Origin of the sequence: Corynebacterium sp. A21 (genome assembly GCF_052266655.1) — a bacterium.
In the GTDB taxonomy this organism is placed as follows: Bacteria; Actinomycetota; Actinomycetes; order Mycobacteriales; family Mycobacteriaceae; genus Corynebacterium.
This window is the reverse complement of sequence record NZ_JBQPQY010000004.1, coordinates 1-16,281: the sequence shown is the minus strand read 5'-3', so window position 1 is coordinate 16,281 and position 16,281 is coordinate 1. Positions and strand designations below refer to the sequence as shown.

General features: G+C 59.4%; 10 protein-coding genes, 2 rRNA genes and 2 pseudogenes. 10 read left to right on the top strand and 4 right to left on the bottom strand.

Annotated features, from left to right (window positions below):
* Nucleotides 1–62 precede the first annotated feature (62 nt).
* Together dnaB and ACTU46_RS08150 are read left to right on the top strand one after the other, a co-directional pair.
* On the top strand, nucleotides 63–1,562 hold the full coding sequence (dnaB, locus tag ACTU46_RS08155; RefSeq protein ID WP_443380774.1) for a replicative DNA helicase: 1,500 nt from the start codon (nucleotides 63–65) through the stop codon (nucleotides 1,560–1,562).
* A gap of 344 nt (nucleotides 1,563–1,906) precedes the next feature.
* Nucleotides 1,907–2,086, top strand: a complete 180-nt coding sequence (locus ACTU46_RS08150) for a hypothetical protein (protein ID WP_443380772.1) — start codon at nucleotides 1,907–1,909, stop codon at nucleotides 2,084–2,086.
* Nucleotides 2,087–2,105: 19 nt separating this feature from the next.
* Here ACTU46_RS08150 and ACTU46_RS08145 read toward each other — a convergent pair whose 3' ends face one another.
* Both ACTU46_RS08145 and ACTU46_RS08140 read right to left on the bottom strand, forming a co-directional pair.
* Nucleotides 2,106–3,458 (bottom strand): MFS transporter, encoded by a 1,353-nt coding sequence (locus tag ACTU46_RS08145; RefSeq protein ID WP_443380771.1) that lies wholly within the window; start codon nucleotides 3,456–3,458, stop codon nucleotides 2,106–2,108.
* A 178-nt stretch (nucleotides 3,459–3,636) separates the two neighbouring features.
* A complete protein-coding gene (locus ACTU46_RS08140) occupies nucleotides 3,637–3,837 on the bottom strand; it encodes a heavy-metal-associated domain-containing protein (RefSeq protein WP_443380769.1) in 201 nt (66 codons plus the stop codon).
* Nucleotides 3,838–4,062: 225 nt separating this feature from the next.
* Between ACTU46_RS08140 and ACTU46_RS08135 the strand changes: the two genes are divergently transcribed.
* Entirely contained in the window at nucleotides 4,063–4,455 is a 393-nt protein-coding gene (locus tag ACTU46_RS08135) for a thioredoxin family protein (RefSeq protein WP_443380767.1), read from the top strand.
* Between the two features lie 214 nt (nucleotides 4,456–4,669).
* Nucleotides 4,670–5,527: a PspA/IM30 family protein gene (locus tag ACTU46_RS08130; RefSeq protein WP_443380765.1), complete on the top strand. Its 858-nt coding sequence runs from the start codon at nucleotides 4,670–4,672 to the stop codon at nucleotides 5,525–5,527.
* Nucleotides 5,528–5,610: 83 nt separating this feature from the next.
* On the opposite strand, the pseudogene ACTU46_RS08125 reads toward ACTU46_RS08130, so the two are convergent.
* Nucleotides 5,611–5,985, bottom strand: a pseudogene (locus tag ACTU46_RS08125) (NYN domain-containing protein); the annotation flags it as partial.
* 413 nt (nucleotides 5,986–6,398) lie between these two features.
* Nucleotides 6,399–6,969: pseudogene (locus tag ACTU46_RS08120) on the bottom strand (NYN domain-containing protein); the annotation flags it as partial.
* Between the two features lie 212 nt (nucleotides 6,970–7,181).
* Here ACTU46_RS08120 and ACTU46_RS08115 point away from each other — a divergent pair.
* The 6 genes from ACTU46_RS08115 (at nucleotide 7,182) to ACTU46_RS08090 (ending at nucleotide 16,259) form a co-directional block, all read left to right on the top strand.
* Nucleotides 7,182–7,556 carry a GntR family transcriptional regulator gene (locus ACTU46_RS08115; RefSeq protein WP_443380763.1) on the top strand — a complete coding sequence of 125 codons (375 nt, stop codon included), beginning with the start codon at nucleotides 7,182–7,184 and terminating at the stop codon, nucleotides 7,554–7,556.
* A complete protein-coding gene (locus ACTU46_RS08110) occupies nucleotides 7,553–8,419 on the top strand; it encodes an ATP-binding cassette domain-containing protein (RefSeq protein ID WP_443380761.1) in 867 nt (288 codons plus the stop codon). The genes ACTU46_RS08115 and ACTU46_RS08110 overlap by 4 nt, the downstream gene beginning before the upstream one ends.
* Before the next feature lies 1 nt (nucleotide 8,420).
* Complete coding sequence (locus ACTU46_RS08105) at nucleotides 8,421–9,506, top strand: hypothetical protein (protein WP_443380759.1); 1,086 nt, start codon at nucleotides 8,421–8,423, stop codon at nucleotides 9,504–9,506.
* Between the two features lie 816 nt (nucleotides 9,507–10,322).
* Nucleotides 10,323–10,526: a hypothetical protein gene (locus tag ACTU46_RS08100; RefSeq protein WP_443380758.1), complete on the top strand. Its 204-nt coding sequence runs from the start codon at nucleotides 10,323–10,325 to the stop codon at nucleotides 10,524–10,526.
* A 630-nt stretch (nucleotides 10,527–11,156) separates the two neighbouring features.
* Nucleotides 11,157–12,673, top strand: a 16S ribosomal RNA gene (locus ACTU46_RS08095).
* Between the two features lie 378 nt (nucleotides 12,674–13,051).
* A 23S ribosomal RNA gene (locus ACTU46_RS08090) occupies nucleotides 13,052–16,259 on the top strand.
* Together the 16S and 23S rRNA genes form the textbook arrangement of a ribosomal RNA operon.
* Nucleotides 16,260–16,281: the final 22 nt, after the last annotated feature.

The window sequence follows — 16,281 nt, the reverse complement described above, 5'->3', positions numbered from 1 at the left end:
GCGGACGCGCAGCCTAAGGTGAAAACCGAGTTTTAAGTGCCGGGATGAAAGGGTGGGCTGCGATGACCTCGGGAATCTCCGATGCCAGCTTTGATGATGATTATGTGCCCCCCTCCGACCAGGATGCCCCGGTCGAGTTCGAGGACTACGGGCCAGCGCTGCCGACCCCGGCTTTCGGCGGTGGGAGCGATAAGCCTGCCCGCCGCCGGGAGCGTCGTCCAGCTTCCCCCACCACTGAGTTCCGTCAGCCGCCGCATGACAATGAGGCCGAGCAGGGCGTCTTGGGCGCGATGCTGTTGGCGCCGACCATGGTCATCGACATCCTGGAGGAACTATTCCCGGATGACTTCTATAAGCCAGCCCATCAGCTGATCTACAAGGCGATCATCGATCTCTTCTCCGATAACAAGGAGATCGATCCGGTGATCGTCGCCGGTCGCCTGGACCGTCACAATGACCTGGAGCGGGTGGGGGGTGCCCCTTATCTACATACCCTGATCTCTTCGGTACCGACCGCGGCGAACGCCCGCTACTACGCCGAGATCGTCTCCGAGAAGGCGATTCTGCGCCGTCTGGTCGCTGCCGGTACCCGCGTGGTGCAGCTCGGTTATGAAGGCACCGAGGGCGCTGAGGTCGAGACCGTTATTGACATGGCACAGCAGGAGGTCTTCGGCATTGCCCAGCGCAATGTCACCGAGGACTATGCGGTGTTGGCCGATATCCTCCAGCCCACCATGGATGAGCTGGATCAGCTCGCCGCCCATGGTGGTGTGGCCACCGGTGTGCCCACCGGCTTCGAGGACTTGGATAACCTCACCAATGGGCTGCACGGCGGGCAGATGATCATCATCGCCGCCCGACCCGGTGTGGGTAAGTCCACCCTGGGCCTGGACTTCATGCGTTCCTGCTCGATCATCAACGGCAAGGCCTCGGTGATCTTTTCACTCGAAATGAGCAAGTCCGAGATCGCCATGCGCCTGCTTTCCGCGGAGACGGAGATCAAGCTCTCGGATATGCGTTCCGGCCGGATGACCGATGAGTCTTGGGCGAAGTTGGCCAACCGGGTCGGGCAGATCTCGGAGGCGCCGCTGTTCATCGATGACTCACCCAACCTGACCATGATGGAGATCCGCTCCAAGGCCCGCCGCCTGAAGCAGAAGCATGATCTCCAGCTCGTCGTGATTGACTACCTGCAGCTGATGAGCTCGGGCAAGAAGGTTGAGTCACGTCAGCAGGAGGTCTCGGAGTTCTCCCGTCAGCTGAAGCTGCTAGCCAAGGAGATCGATGTCCCGGTGATTGCGATCTCCCAGCTGAACCGTGGTCCTGAAGCCCGTAATGATAAGCGGCCGCAGCTCGCCGACCTGCGTGAGTCGGGCTCGCTGGAGCAGGATGCCGACATGGTCATGCTGCTCTACCGTCCGGACTCCCAAGACCGTGACAGTGAACGTGCCGGCGAAGCTGACATTATCCTGGCTAAACACCGTGGTGGCCCCATTGACACCGTAATGGTCGCCCACCAGCTGCACTACTCCCGATTCGTCAGTATGCCGCGAGCCGGCTAACGGTTGCCGTCCTTTAAAGTTCGCGACCCCCGTTCCCTGTCGCAGGGAGCGGGGGTCGCGGCGTCATTAAGCAACTTCCGAAACAAGTGAATCTGGTCACACGTGTGGCCATGGGGTGTTGGACATCCCCCATGCGGGGGCCTTTTGTATTGCCAGGTCTTTCCGATAAGCCCTGATCGCGCCCTTTTCTCGGCACATGAAGGTGACGCATGCCTTGCTTAGGAATGGCTTTCTTTGGGTGTTTGACCTGCGAAAATATCCTAGTATTGAGGCATTGACAGGGCACGTGTCATGGCTGGGATCCTGCCGGCTATCAACCCGCTCAAGCCTGAGGAGGAAAAGCAATGTTCGTCCGAGATTTCAATCCCGATACCATCGAGCTGAACGAAGACATCAAGGTGGAGCGTGCCGAGGGTGCCATCCTCCTGAGCAACCTGCCGCGCAATATCGCGGAGTTCGGGCACCGGGAGCCCCGAACCCTCCTGGAACGCCTGCAGCAGATGGCCCGCCAGTACCTCAACTGAGCAGATCCCGCCGGACGTATTACTCGAGAATCTTGCCGCGCTGTTCCGGCAGGGCGAGCGCCGCAACTGTGGCGATGAGGAATGACAGCGCGAAAATACCGAAGAGGAACATCGGGCCGCCGAAGATGAGTACCGGGGGAACGATCAATGGCGCGATGATCGAGGCGATCCGCCCGAATCCCGCCGCGGCACCGGTGCCGGCACCACGTACCGAGGTCGGATACAGCTCCGGCCCGATGGCATAGAGCGCGCCCCAGGCGCCGAGGTTGAAGAAGGACAGCAGGCAGCCGGCCAGCAGAATCATGGATTCAGTGGTTGCGGTGCCGTAGAAGGCGGCGGCAGCAGCAGAACCCAGCAGAAGGGTGGCCAGCGTGCTGCGTCGGCCCCACTTTTCAATCAGCCAGGCGGCCACCGCATAGCCCGGCAGCTGAGCCAGTGTGATGATCAGGGTGAAGGTGAAGGATTTTACCAGTGTGAAACCCTGTTCCACCAGGAGCGAGGGGATCCAGATGAAGGCACCGTAGTAGGAGAGGTTCACACAGAACCATACGATCCACAGTGCGGCGGTCCGGCGTCGCAGGTACGAAGACCAGATTGAATGCTGGACCGTCACAGCATCGCTTTTCGCCGCCGCGCTCTGAGCCATGGGCTCGCGCGCATCGATCTCCCGCAGCACCGCGGGATCAACCTCCGCCTCGAAAGCGGTGACGATCTCCTCGGCCTCCTCGTGTCGACCCTTCTTCTCCAGGAAACGGACCGACTCGGGTAATTTCATCCGGACATAGAGGGCGTAGGCCGCGGGCACGCAACCCAGGGCCAGTGCCCAGCGCCAACCATTCTCGGAAGCCGAAACCACGAAGGCACCGATGACTGCGGCGGCCAACCAACCCAGAGCCCAAAAAGCCTCGAGCAGAACCACCATGCGGCCACGGATCTTGCGTGGGGCGAATTCAGAGACCAGTGTTGACGCGACGGGTAGTTCCGCGCCGAGACCCAGGCCGACGAGGAAACGCAGGGCGATCAGCACCGCCAGGGAACCTGCCAGCGCCGAGGCGCCGGTCGCCAGGCCATAGACCAGCAGGGTCAGGGCGAAGACCTGACGGCGTCCGATCCGGTCGGCGAGCAGGCCGCCGAAGGTGGCACCCAGCGCCATACCGACGAAGCCGATGGAACCCAGCCAGGAAGTCTGGGTGGCGCTCAGATTCCAGTGGACGGCGAGGGCGGCCATGATGAAGGAGATCAGTCCGACATCCATGGCGTCCAGGGCCCAGCCGAGGCCGGAGCCGAAGAGCAGTTTCTTGTGTTTGCCGGTGACCGGGAGCCGGTCGAGCCGGGCGTTCCGGCTCAGTTCCGGGGTTTTCGGTGTCGTCATACGGAGTGTTCCCATCTCAAGACTCAATGAAGTTAGACACAAACGGATGGTTTGAAGATACGCCCTGGGTAGGTTCTTGGGGCGAATCCATTCGGGGGTGAAACGATCAAGGCCCGAGCGGGTGGGGGTATTGACCGCAGTGTGCGCTCGGGCCTTGGGAAGTGAGGTGGGTGGGGGCCTACAGGCGGACCAGATAGCCGGCTTCGGCCACTGCCGCGGCGATGGACTCATCGCTGAATCCCTCGCCGGTGACGGCGACGTTGCCGGTGGCCAGATCGATGTCGACACCCTGCGTGCCTTCCACCTGGCTGATCTCCTGGGTCACGGCTGAGGTGCAGTGATCGCAGGTCATACCTTCAACTACATAGTTTTTGGTCATTGTGGTTTCCTTTTGTTGTGCCGAGCGATTATGCCGCGGCCCACCTGCTGCGGTGGTCTGATGGTGTGCGCCGGTACGGGGTTTCCGTACCCTGGGGGCAGTGCGGAACTCACCGGCGGTTGCCGGTGCAGCGGGAATGAAGTAGCGCCCGTTGGCGTTGTTCCGACTGAGACCGTGAATGGTGGTCCTTTAGAGACCATACAAACAGAACCAAGGAGCTTTCCCATGGCAACGATTGATGTAACTGAAGACACATTTGAGCAGACCGTTACGGGCGAGGGCATTGTGCTGGTTGATGCCTGGGCTTCCTGGTGCGGCCCCTGCAAGGCTTTCGCCCCGACTTATGAGAAGTCTTCGGAGAACCACGGGGACGCTGTCTTCGCGAAGCTGGACACCGAGGCCAACCAGAATCTGGCTGCGGCCCTGGAGATCCAGGCGATTCCGACGCTGATGGTCTTCCGCGACGGCATCATGGTTTACCGCGAGGCCGGTGCTCTCCCGCCGCGCGCGCTGGAAGACCTGATCGTCCAGATCAAGGACCTGGATATGACTGAGGTTCGCCGCCAGGTTGCGGAGTCCAACGCCGCCGCCGATGCCGCGGATCAGGACAACGCCTAAGCCCGGAAGCTGAACTGCCACCAGGCCCGATACCCAGATCACCGGGTGTCGGGCCATTGTGCTTTCCGGAGGTGCCGGGTGCGGCCGGGGAGGAAGAATGGCACAGGGTACGGCGTCGGGGTGAGCGCGAAACCACGGCGGAGCGGGACATATCGCAGTACCCTAGGAATCAATGCCGTTCCCGGTTTCCGAGAAAGTGAGTCAAGACAACATCATGGCAAATCCATTCAGTAAGGGTTGGAAGTACCTCACGGCTTCGCTGGACTCGAAGATCGACGAGAACGCGGACCCGAAGGTCCAGATCCAGCAGGCCACCGAGGCCGCTAAGAAGCAGCACCGACAGATCACTGAGCATGCCGCCAGCATCATCGGTAATAAGAAGCAGTTGGAGATGAAGCTGGATCGTCTGCTCAAGTCGCAGGGTGATCTGCAGGACAAGACCCGTCAGGCGCTCAACGCCGCGGATCAGGCGGCAGCCGGCGGAGACACGGAGAAGGCCACTCAGTTCAACAATACCGCTGAGGTCTTCGCTACCCAGTTGGTTGCCGTCGAGCAGCAGGTCGAGGAATCCAAGCAGCTCCACGCTCAGGCCGGCGCTGCCGCGGAGCAGGCGCAGCAGCAGCAGAAGGAATCCGAGATGCGCCTCAAGGAGCAGCTCGGCCAGATCGATCAGCTCCGCGCACAGGCCGATCAGGCGCAGATGCAGGAGACCTCCGCGAAGGCGATGGATTCGATGAACGCCCTGCAGCCGGATGACTCCGTGCCTACCCTGGACGGGGTGCGGGAGAAGATCGAGCGTCGTTACGCGGATGCTCTCGGGGCCCAGGAGCTGACCCAGCACTCGGTCAGCGATCGTATGGCCGAGATCCAGTCCGCCGGCACTGACATGAAGGCCTCCGCCCGTCTCGCGGAGATCCGGGCGCAGATGGCTGGCGGGAACGAGCTGACCGCGGGGGCCGCGAAGGATTCCGCCAGCACCGAACCGGTGGATGCCGAGATCGAGCATGCGGAGACCGCTACGGCTGAAGCCCCGAAGACTGAAGCACCTCAGAACGGGGAAGCGGAGAAGTAGAACCCTTCTCCCCCGCATGGCTCAGCCCCGACCGGGAATGCCAGGTCGGGGCTGAGCTGTCTGCGTTTACAGCTTTGGCGGTGCTATGGCCGGTGGAGTAGTACGCCACGGATGCCCGCATGAAAACCATCCCGGAGGTTCACCCGCTGAGCCTCACTCAGCGTGTACTCGTGGAGGGTCTCGCAGGCGAACTGCAGCAAGGGACGATCAATCTCCGGGGGCAGGCCGCCGCCGGAGAGGAGATGCGCCTGATCTCGCTGCTCCAGGGTGGCGGCATTGTCATACCACCAGGAGGCGTACTGCTGGCCCACATCAAAAGGTGTCTGTGAGCCATCGGAGGCCCACACCTCATTGGGCAAGGGCACATAACGCGAACGGAGCTTGCGGCGCGGCGCCATCATCGAGGGTTTCGGCGGACCACCCGGCTTGGCGATCTTCCGGGCCTCGGCCTCCACCGCGGAGTCCTCCTGCTTATCGACGCCCTCTTCGGCGGGCTCCGGCCAGGAATCCACCGGGTACTGCGGCTCAGCCTCGCCGCGGGCGGTCGGAGTCGTCGGTGGGAACTGCGCGGTGGAGTTCGCCGCTTCTTCATCGACGCTGCCGGCATCAGCGGCGACGCAGGGCGAGCTGTCCGGAGATGCTACCTCTGTGTGATCGGGGGAAGCCAGGATGTTGGGGGTGGGCCTGTTTCCGGGCACCGGTACCGGAGTCACTGGCTCGGCGACTTCTTCAGCCGGCTCCGCCACGGTGTTCCCGGTGGTCTCAGCGGGGGTGCTGGTTGCCGCAGGCGGTGCCGTGGGGCGTAGCGCGCTGCTCGGCACGGTGGTCGGGCTGGGATCATCCAGCGGTTCGGCATCTCCGATGGGCTTGGTACGCACCGTGGGCGGAACAGGGCCCTCCAGTACCTGCAATTGCATGCACTCGGCGAAGTCCTCCCGGGGATCCAGGATGGTGGTGGTATCACAGGCATGCCGCAATGCCGAAGACATGGAGTCCCAGCCGAAGCCATAAAGGTGGACCCGGATGCCGGCATTCGTGGCTTCCTGGACGCCGGGAATCATATCGGCATCGCCGGAGACCAGGACAATATCGGAGCACTGCTGACGCACGGCCGCCAGGACCATGTCCACCACGAGCCGGGTATCCACTGCCTTCTGGGTGCGGCGATCACCCCACTCGATAAGTTGCCCCGCCCGCAGCAACACGCCATCGCAGGTGCGCAGGGCACGTTGATAACGATGCGGGCCGGAATCAGGGATGCCGTCGTACCAGAACTGACGGTGAATCGGTTGGTCGAGCTGGTTGGTAATCATGCTCCCGAGGACCGCAACGACCTCGGGAAGGTCAATTTCTAATTGGGCCCGGGCGCCGGTCTCCCAGGAATTATAAAAGCTAGCCAATAGGTAGGAGGTGTCAACAAAAACCTGTGTTCGTTCAAGCATGGCTCCTAATTTCCGTTCATTTACGTTGTCTCAAAAAGTTGTCACTCACAAGCATGCCTTACCTTGCAGCAATACGTCGATGTTGGGCGGTGTTTCGGCTGTTCAGCGCGGGGTGCTGAAGAAGCGGGGATTTCACTGCGCTAAGCATCATGTCAACAATGGCCATATAGTTAGTCACACAAGTAACTAACCAACTAGCTGGGGAGGGGCGGATGGATGAGACGGCCGCACCGTTGTACCGGCAGATCGCCATGCTCATCGAGGACTCGATCGTTGATGAATCACTGCGTTCCGGGGCACAGGCGCCCTCGACGAATGAGCTGGCGGCCTTCCATAACATCAACCCCGCGACCGCGAGGAAGGGGCTCGCCCTGCTCACCGAGATTGGAGTCCTGGAGAAACGTCGCGGACTGGGGATGTTCGTCACCGGAGAAGCGCGTGCGCTGATCATGTCGCGCCGCCGTGATGAGTTTGCCGCCAGTTACCTGGCGCCACTCATCGATGAAGCCATCAAGCTGGGTCTCGGCCGGGCCGAGATCCATGACCTCATCGACGCCGTCGGAGAAAGTCGAGGACTATATCAATGAGGGACGAGCATGAATCTGATTCCCCGGTGGTGGCAGCCCGTGGTCTGCATAAGAATTACAAGAACAAGAAGGTCCTGAACGGACTCGACTTTGAGCTGGCCGAGGGGCAGCTGCACGGTCTGCTGGGCCGCAACGGAACCGGCAAGTCAACGTTACTGAGCATTCTGACCGGGCAGATCCCACACTCAGCTGGAGAAGCCCGGGTCTTCGGTCAGCCTCCCTTCGACAACGCCGCAGTGATGGACCGGGTGGTTTACGCGGGTATCGACGTCCCGTTCCCAGCCGGTTGGCGTCCGGACACCATCTTTGCGGCTGCCGCAGGTCGCTACCCGGGCTGGCACCAACCCACCGCCGATGAGTTGATCGTAGAATGCGAGCTCGATGTGCGCACCAAGTACGCGAAACTCTCCCGCGGTCAGCGCAGCATGGTCGGCATCATCGTCGGGCTCGCCGCCCGCGCCCCGTTGACCCTCTTGGATGAGCCCTACCTGGGCCTGGACGTCCACAATCGCGGGGTCTTCTATGCCGCGCTGCTGCGGGAGATGGACCAGCAACCGCGCACCGTAATGCTGGCCACCCACCACATCGAGGAATCAACGAAGCTGCTGGATACCTTCCTCATCCTCGGCCGTGATGGCCGGGTCCACCATCACCTGGGAGCCGAGGAACTCGATGATGCCTATGTGACCGTCTCCGGCGCCCACCTACCGGATATCGGCGTCACGCTGGCTCGCACCGAGGTCGCCGGCCGAGCCCGGGCACTGGTGCCGCGGGCGGGTCTGACGGGCGTCGATAAGCGTAGCTTGGCTGTGGAACCTGCCGACCTGGACGAGGTCATCACCGCACTGCTGGAAGGAGCCTGAAATGACAAGCGTGAAACCTTCATGGCAACTGGCCTGGTTCCAGGTGCGGAGTGTGGAACGACTCTGGGCGATCCTGCTGCTGCTTTTTGTGATGGTGCCCTGGTTCGCGCTCATTGCGGGCACGAACGGTGACTTCATGAAGCTGGCCAGCTTCTTCGTACTCTTCATATTATTGGTGTCGCAGCTGGCCCGGGATCGACGCATCTACCGCACGCTCGGGTTCACCCGCGGGGTTGCCATCCGGCAGCAGCTGGTCATTAGCGTTCCGGTGCTCGTGGTCGCTGGTGCGGTCACGCTGCCCGGCTTGAGCGGCGGCGGTTGGATCTGGGCGCTGGTGGTGGCCCTTGCGGCGCTGGGCACCGATATTGCGATCACGCTGAGTTCGATCAAGGTTGAGCGGCGGAGCGCCGGTGCCGCCGGCGTGGTCGGGCCCGCGAAGACCGGCGGGATGATCCGACGCCTGCTGCTGGTGCCGATGCTGCGCTGGACCGTTCCCCTCGGGCTGGTGCTGGGACTCGTGTTGGGTTTCGCCGAGCCTTATCGCGGGACACTGCTGTGGACGCTGTTGCTGGCTGTTGGCCTGTTCGGGCTGTTTTATGTCCCGGTGATGGAAATACAGGCTGGCACCGCGTCTCTGGCGACCTGGCAGTCCCTCGGGCTACCGCGCCGGTCCTGGTCCCGGGCGGTCACTCCGATCGCCGTGCTGGCCCCGATTCTGGGCTTGCTGATCGCGCTGGCCGTTCTGGCGGTGCTGGCCCTATGGAATGCGGTGGACTGGGACGTCCTGCACCGGGCGGTAGCGGCTGCCCCGGGACTGGCCGCGTTATTGGCGGGCTTGAGTCTCTGGGTTGTCTCCGCCGGTGGCACTGGTAATGCCCTCGGCGCGGGACTGATCGGGGGATCCGGCCCGATGATCATCCTTCCCAGCGCGAACCTGCTGGAAAACCCGACGCAATCGGGCCTGATTCTCACCGCCGTGGTCGGTGCCATCTTCTGCCTCATCGGCCTCTATATTCAACACCGCCTGGTCCACGCCGCAAGCGGTGCCCGCATCACCCCAGATACCCGCGCATTCGCCGATAGATAGGAGCCCCGTGCTCCGCATCGGTTACCCGAAATCCCGGGAGGTGCGCCGGGACCTGAGCTTCTCGTTGGAAACCGTGACTCATCCAGGGACTGAGCGGCGCCAACGGCGCCAGCAAAACCACTGCTGTTGCGGGTCAATTGCAAGACAACGGTGACCTGTGGTCTTCGATTCGGGCCCTTTCGACAATCCGAGGTTGTTGGACCGCACCATGCTCGCGGGTATTGATGCTCCGCCACCCGAGTTGGGATGAGATGCGGGCTGCTCCTACTGGATGAGTGCTATCTCGGATTGGGTGTGCGGAAATGCGAGTAGTTCTATCGCGTGAGCATCAACGGGCCCACCGAGGAGGCGGACCGGAACTGCGTCGGGAGGGGATCCCGATTGGCCGACGCAGCATCATCAATCTGCGTGAGTAGCCCGTGCTTGCCGAGGAGCGGGGAGGAAAGCCAACGAGCTGAACCTCTTCAGGCACCTGGTGCTGCCCCCTACATCCTGATCGGGTTCGTCTTCGGGATGGGACGATGATGGGGAACGAGGGCTGGCAGCGCTGGGTCTTCCCTCTCATATTGTTGAGCTGCCTGATCAATCTCGGTTCGACCTTCCGGGACTACCCGGCGTTGAATCGTGGTCGCGCACACTGGGCACGGAATAAACAGGGCCAGTTACCTCTTAGTCTGAGTGGGCCAGTGATGGTGGCTGTAGGTGGCGGCCTCTATATCTGGATCGCCAAAAATGAATCAGCCACCACGATGGTGGGCTTACTGCTTATAACTGCACCGCTGCCGCCGCCGGTGCTGAACCGTACTACTTGCGTTGGTGGATCGAAACGGAACCTGGTGGGTGCCGAGGGCCTTCATCGCCGCCAGGATCATTCTCCTGGCGCTGTACTTCCGGGATGAAGTCAGCGGTCCCGGAGTGCTCGGGCTGATTGCACTCCAGTACCTGGTGTTCACCTTGATCTTGCCGAGCGTGGTCAAACACCAGTCATGGGTGGCGAACAGCTGCGCTTTTTGGTGGTGATCACGGTCTGGTTGCACTGACCGTTCATCGATCATTCATCTACGTGGTGCAAGAACAGCTATCTACCAGGCGTTTTGTTGTTTGGGGTGGGTGTGAGTATATTTATGTGAGTCAGCGAGACCGACAACGCCCCGGAGCACGATGTGTTTCTTGTGTGGCGGTAGGAGAACAGGCGCTGGCGGGATAATTAACGAGCTGCTGGTGTTGCTGGTGTCGCATGTTGTGTGTGGTGTTGGTGGTGCGGGTGGTTGTGTTGTGTGAGAACTCAATAGTGTGCCATATATATTTTTTGTTTGTCGTGCTTGCGACCGGCCTGGCCTTTCGGGGTGTGGGTGTGGTGGTGGGTGGGTCATGCCGGGTGGATGCTGATCGTGTGTCCACTGTAAATAATGCGGTGCTGCCTGCTTTGGTGGGTGGTGTTGGACGGTATGGTCAACGATGAAAAGCTGGGTCCTGGTTTTTTCCCCGTCGGGATTGAGGGGGCCTGGTGTTGATGAGATGTTTTTTGATGGATTTTGCCAGCGATCATCGTGCTCTTTGGGGTGTGGTGGTTGTGGGTTTGTTTGTCAGGTTGTCGGGCTTTTCAGTCTGATTGATCGGCGCTCTGCTTTGGTGGGGTGTTGGTTGTCTTTTATGGAGAGTTTGATCCTGGCTCAGGACGAACGCTGGCGGCGTGCTTAACACATGCAAGTCGAACGCTGATGCCCAGCTTGCTGGGTGGATGAGTGGCGAACGGGTGAGTAACACGTGGGTGATCTGCCCTGCACTTCGGGATAAGCTTGGGAAACTGGGTCTAATACCGGATAGGACTGCACTGTTGGGGTGTGGTGGAAAGATTTATCGGTGCAGGATGAGCTCGCGGCCTATCAGCTTGTTGGTGGGGTAATGGCCTACCAAGGCGTCGACGGGTAGCCGGCCTGAGAGGGTGGACGGCCACATTGGGACTGAGATACGGCCCAGACTCCTACGGGAGGCAGCAGTGGGGAATATTGCACAATGGGCGCAAGCCTGATGCAGCGACGCCGCGTGGGGGATGACGGCCTTCGGGTTGTAAACTCCTTTCGCTAGGGACGAAGAGAAATTGACGGTACCTGGATAAGAAGCACCGGCTAACTACGTGCCAGCAGCCGCGGTAATACGTAGGGTGCGAGCGTTGTCCGGAATTACTGGGCGTAAAGAGCTCGTAGGTGGTTTGTCGCGTCGTCTGTGAAATTCCGGGGCTTAACTCCGGGCGTGCAGGCGATACGGGCATAACTTGAGTGCTGTAGGGGAGACTGGAATTCCTGGTGTAGCGGTGATATGCGCAGATATCAGGAGGAACACCAATGGCGAAGGCAGGTCTCTGGGCAGTTACTGACGCTGAGGAGCGAAAGCATGGGTAGCGAACAGGATTAGATACCCTGGTAGTCCATGCCGTAAACGGTGGGCGCTAGGTGTAGGGGGCTTCCACGTCTTCTGTGCCGTAGCTAACGCATTAAGCGCCCCGCCTGGGGAGTACGGCCGCAAGGCTAAAACTCAAAGGAATTGACGGGGGCCCGCACAAGCGGCGGAGCATGTGGATTAATTCGATGCAACGCGAAGAACCTTACCTGGGCTTGACATGTACCGGATCGGCGTAGAGATACGTTTTCCCTTGTGGTCGGTATACAGGTGGTGCATGGTTGTCGTCAGCTCGTGTCGTGAGATGTTGGGTTAAGTCCCGCAACGAGCGCAACCCTTGTCTTATGTTGCCAGCACGTTATGGTGGGAACTCATGAGAAACTGCCGGGGTCAACTCGGAGGAAGGTGGGGATGACGTCAAATCATCATGCCCCTTATGTCCAGGGCTTCACACATGCTACAATGGTCGGTACAGCAGGTTGCCAACTCGTGAGAGTGCGCTAATCCTTCAAAGCCGGCCTCAGTTCGGATTGGGGTCTGCAACTCGACCCCATGAAGTCGGAGTCGCTAGTAATCGCAGATCAGCAACGCTGCGGTGAATACGTTCCCGGGCCTTGTACACACCGCCCGTCACGTCATGAAAGTTGGTAACACCCGAAGCCAGTGGCCCAACCGTAAGGGGGGAGCTGTCGAAGGTGGGATCGGCGATTGGGACGAAGTCGTAACAAGGTAGCCGTACCGGAAGGTGCGGCTGGATCACCTCCTTTCTAAGGAGCTTTAAATAAATCCCAGGGCGTGACTGTGTTGCGTTTCCTGGTGTGTTGGTTTGTGGCTCCCGAGTGTGGGGCACGCCGACGAAACTAATCGGGTGGAGATGACTCCCACACCCCCAAGGGGTGTGGGTCGATGAATGAGAAATATTCCATGTGAACAGGTCCGACGGGTCTGGTGGGTGGCATGCTATTGGGTGTCTGGGACAGCATTGTTGTTCCTTGACTGATCATGATCATTGATGCGTCTGCTGTTGTGGTGGGTGTGTGGGTGGTGGTGGTGTGTTGTGTGAGAACTGTATAGTGGACGCGAGCATCTTTATTTTTGTTGTTTGTAAGCAATTTCATCGCGTTTGTAGCGTGATGTAAGTTTTGTGTGTGTTTTTTAAGGGCACACGGTGGATGCCTTGGCATACTGAGCCGATGAAGGACGTGTGAGGCTGCGTTATGCCTCGGGGAGCTGCCAACTGAGCGTTGATCCGAGGATGTCCGAATGGGGAAACCCGGCTGTCGTTATGGGCGGTCACCCGCAGGTGAATTCATAGCCTGTGTGGGGGTTACGCGGGGAAGTGAAACATCTCAGTACCCGTAGGAGAAGAAAACAATAGTGATTCCGTGAGTAGCGGCGAGCGAAAGTGGATTATTGGCTAAACCTGTGATGTGTGATACCTGGTAGGGGTTGCATTGTGGGGGTTGTGGGAGCATGATTGTCGGGTCTACCAGCCTGGCGCATGGGTGTGTGGTGTCAGTGGAAGTGGTTTGGGATGGCCTACCGGAGTAGGTGAGAGTCCTGTACGCGAAGACATCATGCGGCGTGTTTTGTGTTTCCCGAGTAGCAGCGGGCTCGTGGAATCTGCTGTGAATCTGCCGGGACCACCCGGTAAGCCTGAATACTCAGTGTGACCGATAGCGGATTAGTACCGTGAGGGAATGGTGAAAAGTACCCCGGGAGGGGAGTGAAATAGTACCTGAAACCGTGTGCTTACAATCCGTCAGAGCATCCTTGTGGTGTGATGGCGTGCCTTTTGAAGAATGAGCCTGCGAGTCAGCGGCATGTCGCGAGGTTAACCCGTGTTGTGGGGTAGTCGTAGCGAAAGCGAATCCTAACGAGGGTGTGTTAGTGGCATGTCCTGGACCCGAAGCGGGGTGATCTACCCATGGCCAGTGTGAAGCAGAGGTAAGACTTTGTGGAGGCGCGAACCCACTTAGGTTGAAAACTGAGGGGATGAGTTGTGGGTAGGGGTGAAAGGCCAATCAAACTCCGTGATAGCTGGTTCTCCCCGAAATGCATTTAGGTGCAGCGTTGTGTGGTGCTTGCCGGAGGTAGAGCTACTGGTTGGTTGAGCGGGACTACAATCTTAGCGACGTCAGCCAAACTCCGAATGCCGGTATAGTTAGCGCAGCAGTGAGACTGTGGGGGATAAGCTTCATAGTCGAGAGGGAAACAGCCCAGATCGCCGGTTAAGGTCCCTAAGGGTGTACTAAGTGGAAAAGGATGTGGGATCGCGAAGACAGCCAGGAGGTTGGCTTAGAAGCAGCCATCCTTGAAAGAGTGCGTAATAGCTCACTGGTCGAGTGGTTCTGCGCCGACAATGTAGTGGGGCTCAAGTACACCACCGAAGCCGCGGCAATAAGCATTTTGATGTTTGTTGGGTAGGGGAGCGTCGTGCATGGGGTGAAGCGTCTGGGTGACCGGGTGTGGACTGTGCGCGAGTGAGAATGCAGGCATGAGTAACGAATTGATGAGTGAGAATCTCATCCGCCGGATGACTAAGGGTTCCTGGGTCAAGTTCGTCTTCCCAGGGTGAGTCGGGGCCTAAGGCGAGGCCGNGTACGTGCGCGAGTGAGAATGCAGGCATGAGTAACGAATTGATGAGTGAGAATCTCATCCGCCGGATGACTAAGGGTTCCTGGGTCAAGTTCGTCTTCCCAGGGTGAGTCGGGGCCTAAGGCGAGGCCGTCAGGCGTAGTCGATGGATAACGGGTTGATATTCCCGTACCCGTGTGTGTGCGTCCATGGTGAATCAGTGATACTAACCATCTACGAGCATGGCATAAGCATCTTTGATGTGGTTGTTGTGGGAGTGCGTGGGGCCTGATCTGGTAGTAGCTAAGTGATGGGGTGACGCAGTGAGGTAGCCTTGCCACTTATTGGATTGTGGTGTAAGCGTGTAGGACGATGGGTAGGCAAATCCGCCCGTCATGATGTCTGAGGCGTGATGCGTAGCCCTTCGGGGTGATGTGGGTGATCCTGTACTGTCGAGAAAAGCCTCTAGCGAGTGCACATTCGGCCCGTACCCTAAACCGACACAGGTAGTCAGGTAGAGAATACTAAGGCGTTCGGGTGAACTGTGGTTAAGGAACTCGGCAAAATGCCCCCGTAACTTCGGGAGAAGGGGGGCCATTGCTGGTGAACATCTTTACGGTGGGAGCTGGTGGTGGTCGCAGAGAATAGAGGGAAGCGACTGTTTATTAAAAACACAGGTCCGTGCGAAGACGTGGAAGTTGATGTATACGGACTGACGCCTGCCCGGTGCTGGAAGGTTAAGAGGACCGGTTAGCTGTTAAAGGCGAAGCTGAGAATTTAAGCCCCAGTAAACGGCGGTGGTAACTATAACCATCCTAAGGTAGCGAAATTCCTTGTCGGGTAAGTTCCGACCTGCACGAATGGCGTAACGACTTCCCTGCTGTCTCAACCACAGGCCCGGTGAAATTGCAGTACGAGTAAAGATGCTCGTTACGCGCGGCAGGACGAAAAGACCCCGGGACCTTCACTATAGCTTGGTATTGGTGTTCGATTCGGTTTGTGTAGGATAGGTGGGAGACGTTGATCACATGGCGCTAGTTGTGTGGGAGTCGTTGTTGAAATACCACTCTGATCGGATTGGATGTCTAACTTTGGCCCATGATCTGGGTTGGGGACAGTGCCTGGTGGGTAGTTTAACTGGGGCGGTTGCCTCCTAAATGGTAACGGAGGCGCCCAAAGGTTTCCTCAGCCTGGTTGGTAATCAGGTGGTGAGTGTAAGTGCACAAGGGAGCTTGACTGTGAGAGTGACAACTCGAGCAGGGACGAAAGTCGGGACTAGTGATCCGGCACCTACTTGTGGATGTGGTGTCGCTCAACGGATAAAAGGTACCCCGGGGATAACAGGCTGATCTTCCCCAAGAGTCCATATCGACGGGATGGTTTGGCACCTCGATGTCGGCTCGTCGCATCCTGGGGCTGGAGTAGGTCCCAAGGGTTGGGCTGTTCGCCCATTAAAGCGGCACGCGAGCTGGGTTTAGAACGTCGTGAGACAGTTCGGTCTCTATCCGCCGTGCGCGTTGAAACTTGAAGAAGGCTGTCCCTAGTACGAGAGGACCGGGACGGACGTACCTCTAGTGTGCCAGTTGTTCCGCCAGGGGCAGGGCTGGTTGGCTACGTACGGGAGGGATAACCGCTGAAAGCATCTAAGCGGGAAGCCTGTTTTGAGATGAGGTTTCGTTTGAGGCTCCCTAGAGATTATGGGGTTGATAGGCCGGATCTGGAAGCACTGTGAGGTGTGGAGGTGACCGGTACTAATTGGCCGATAACACACATAAACATGGTTTGTTTATAGCGTGGC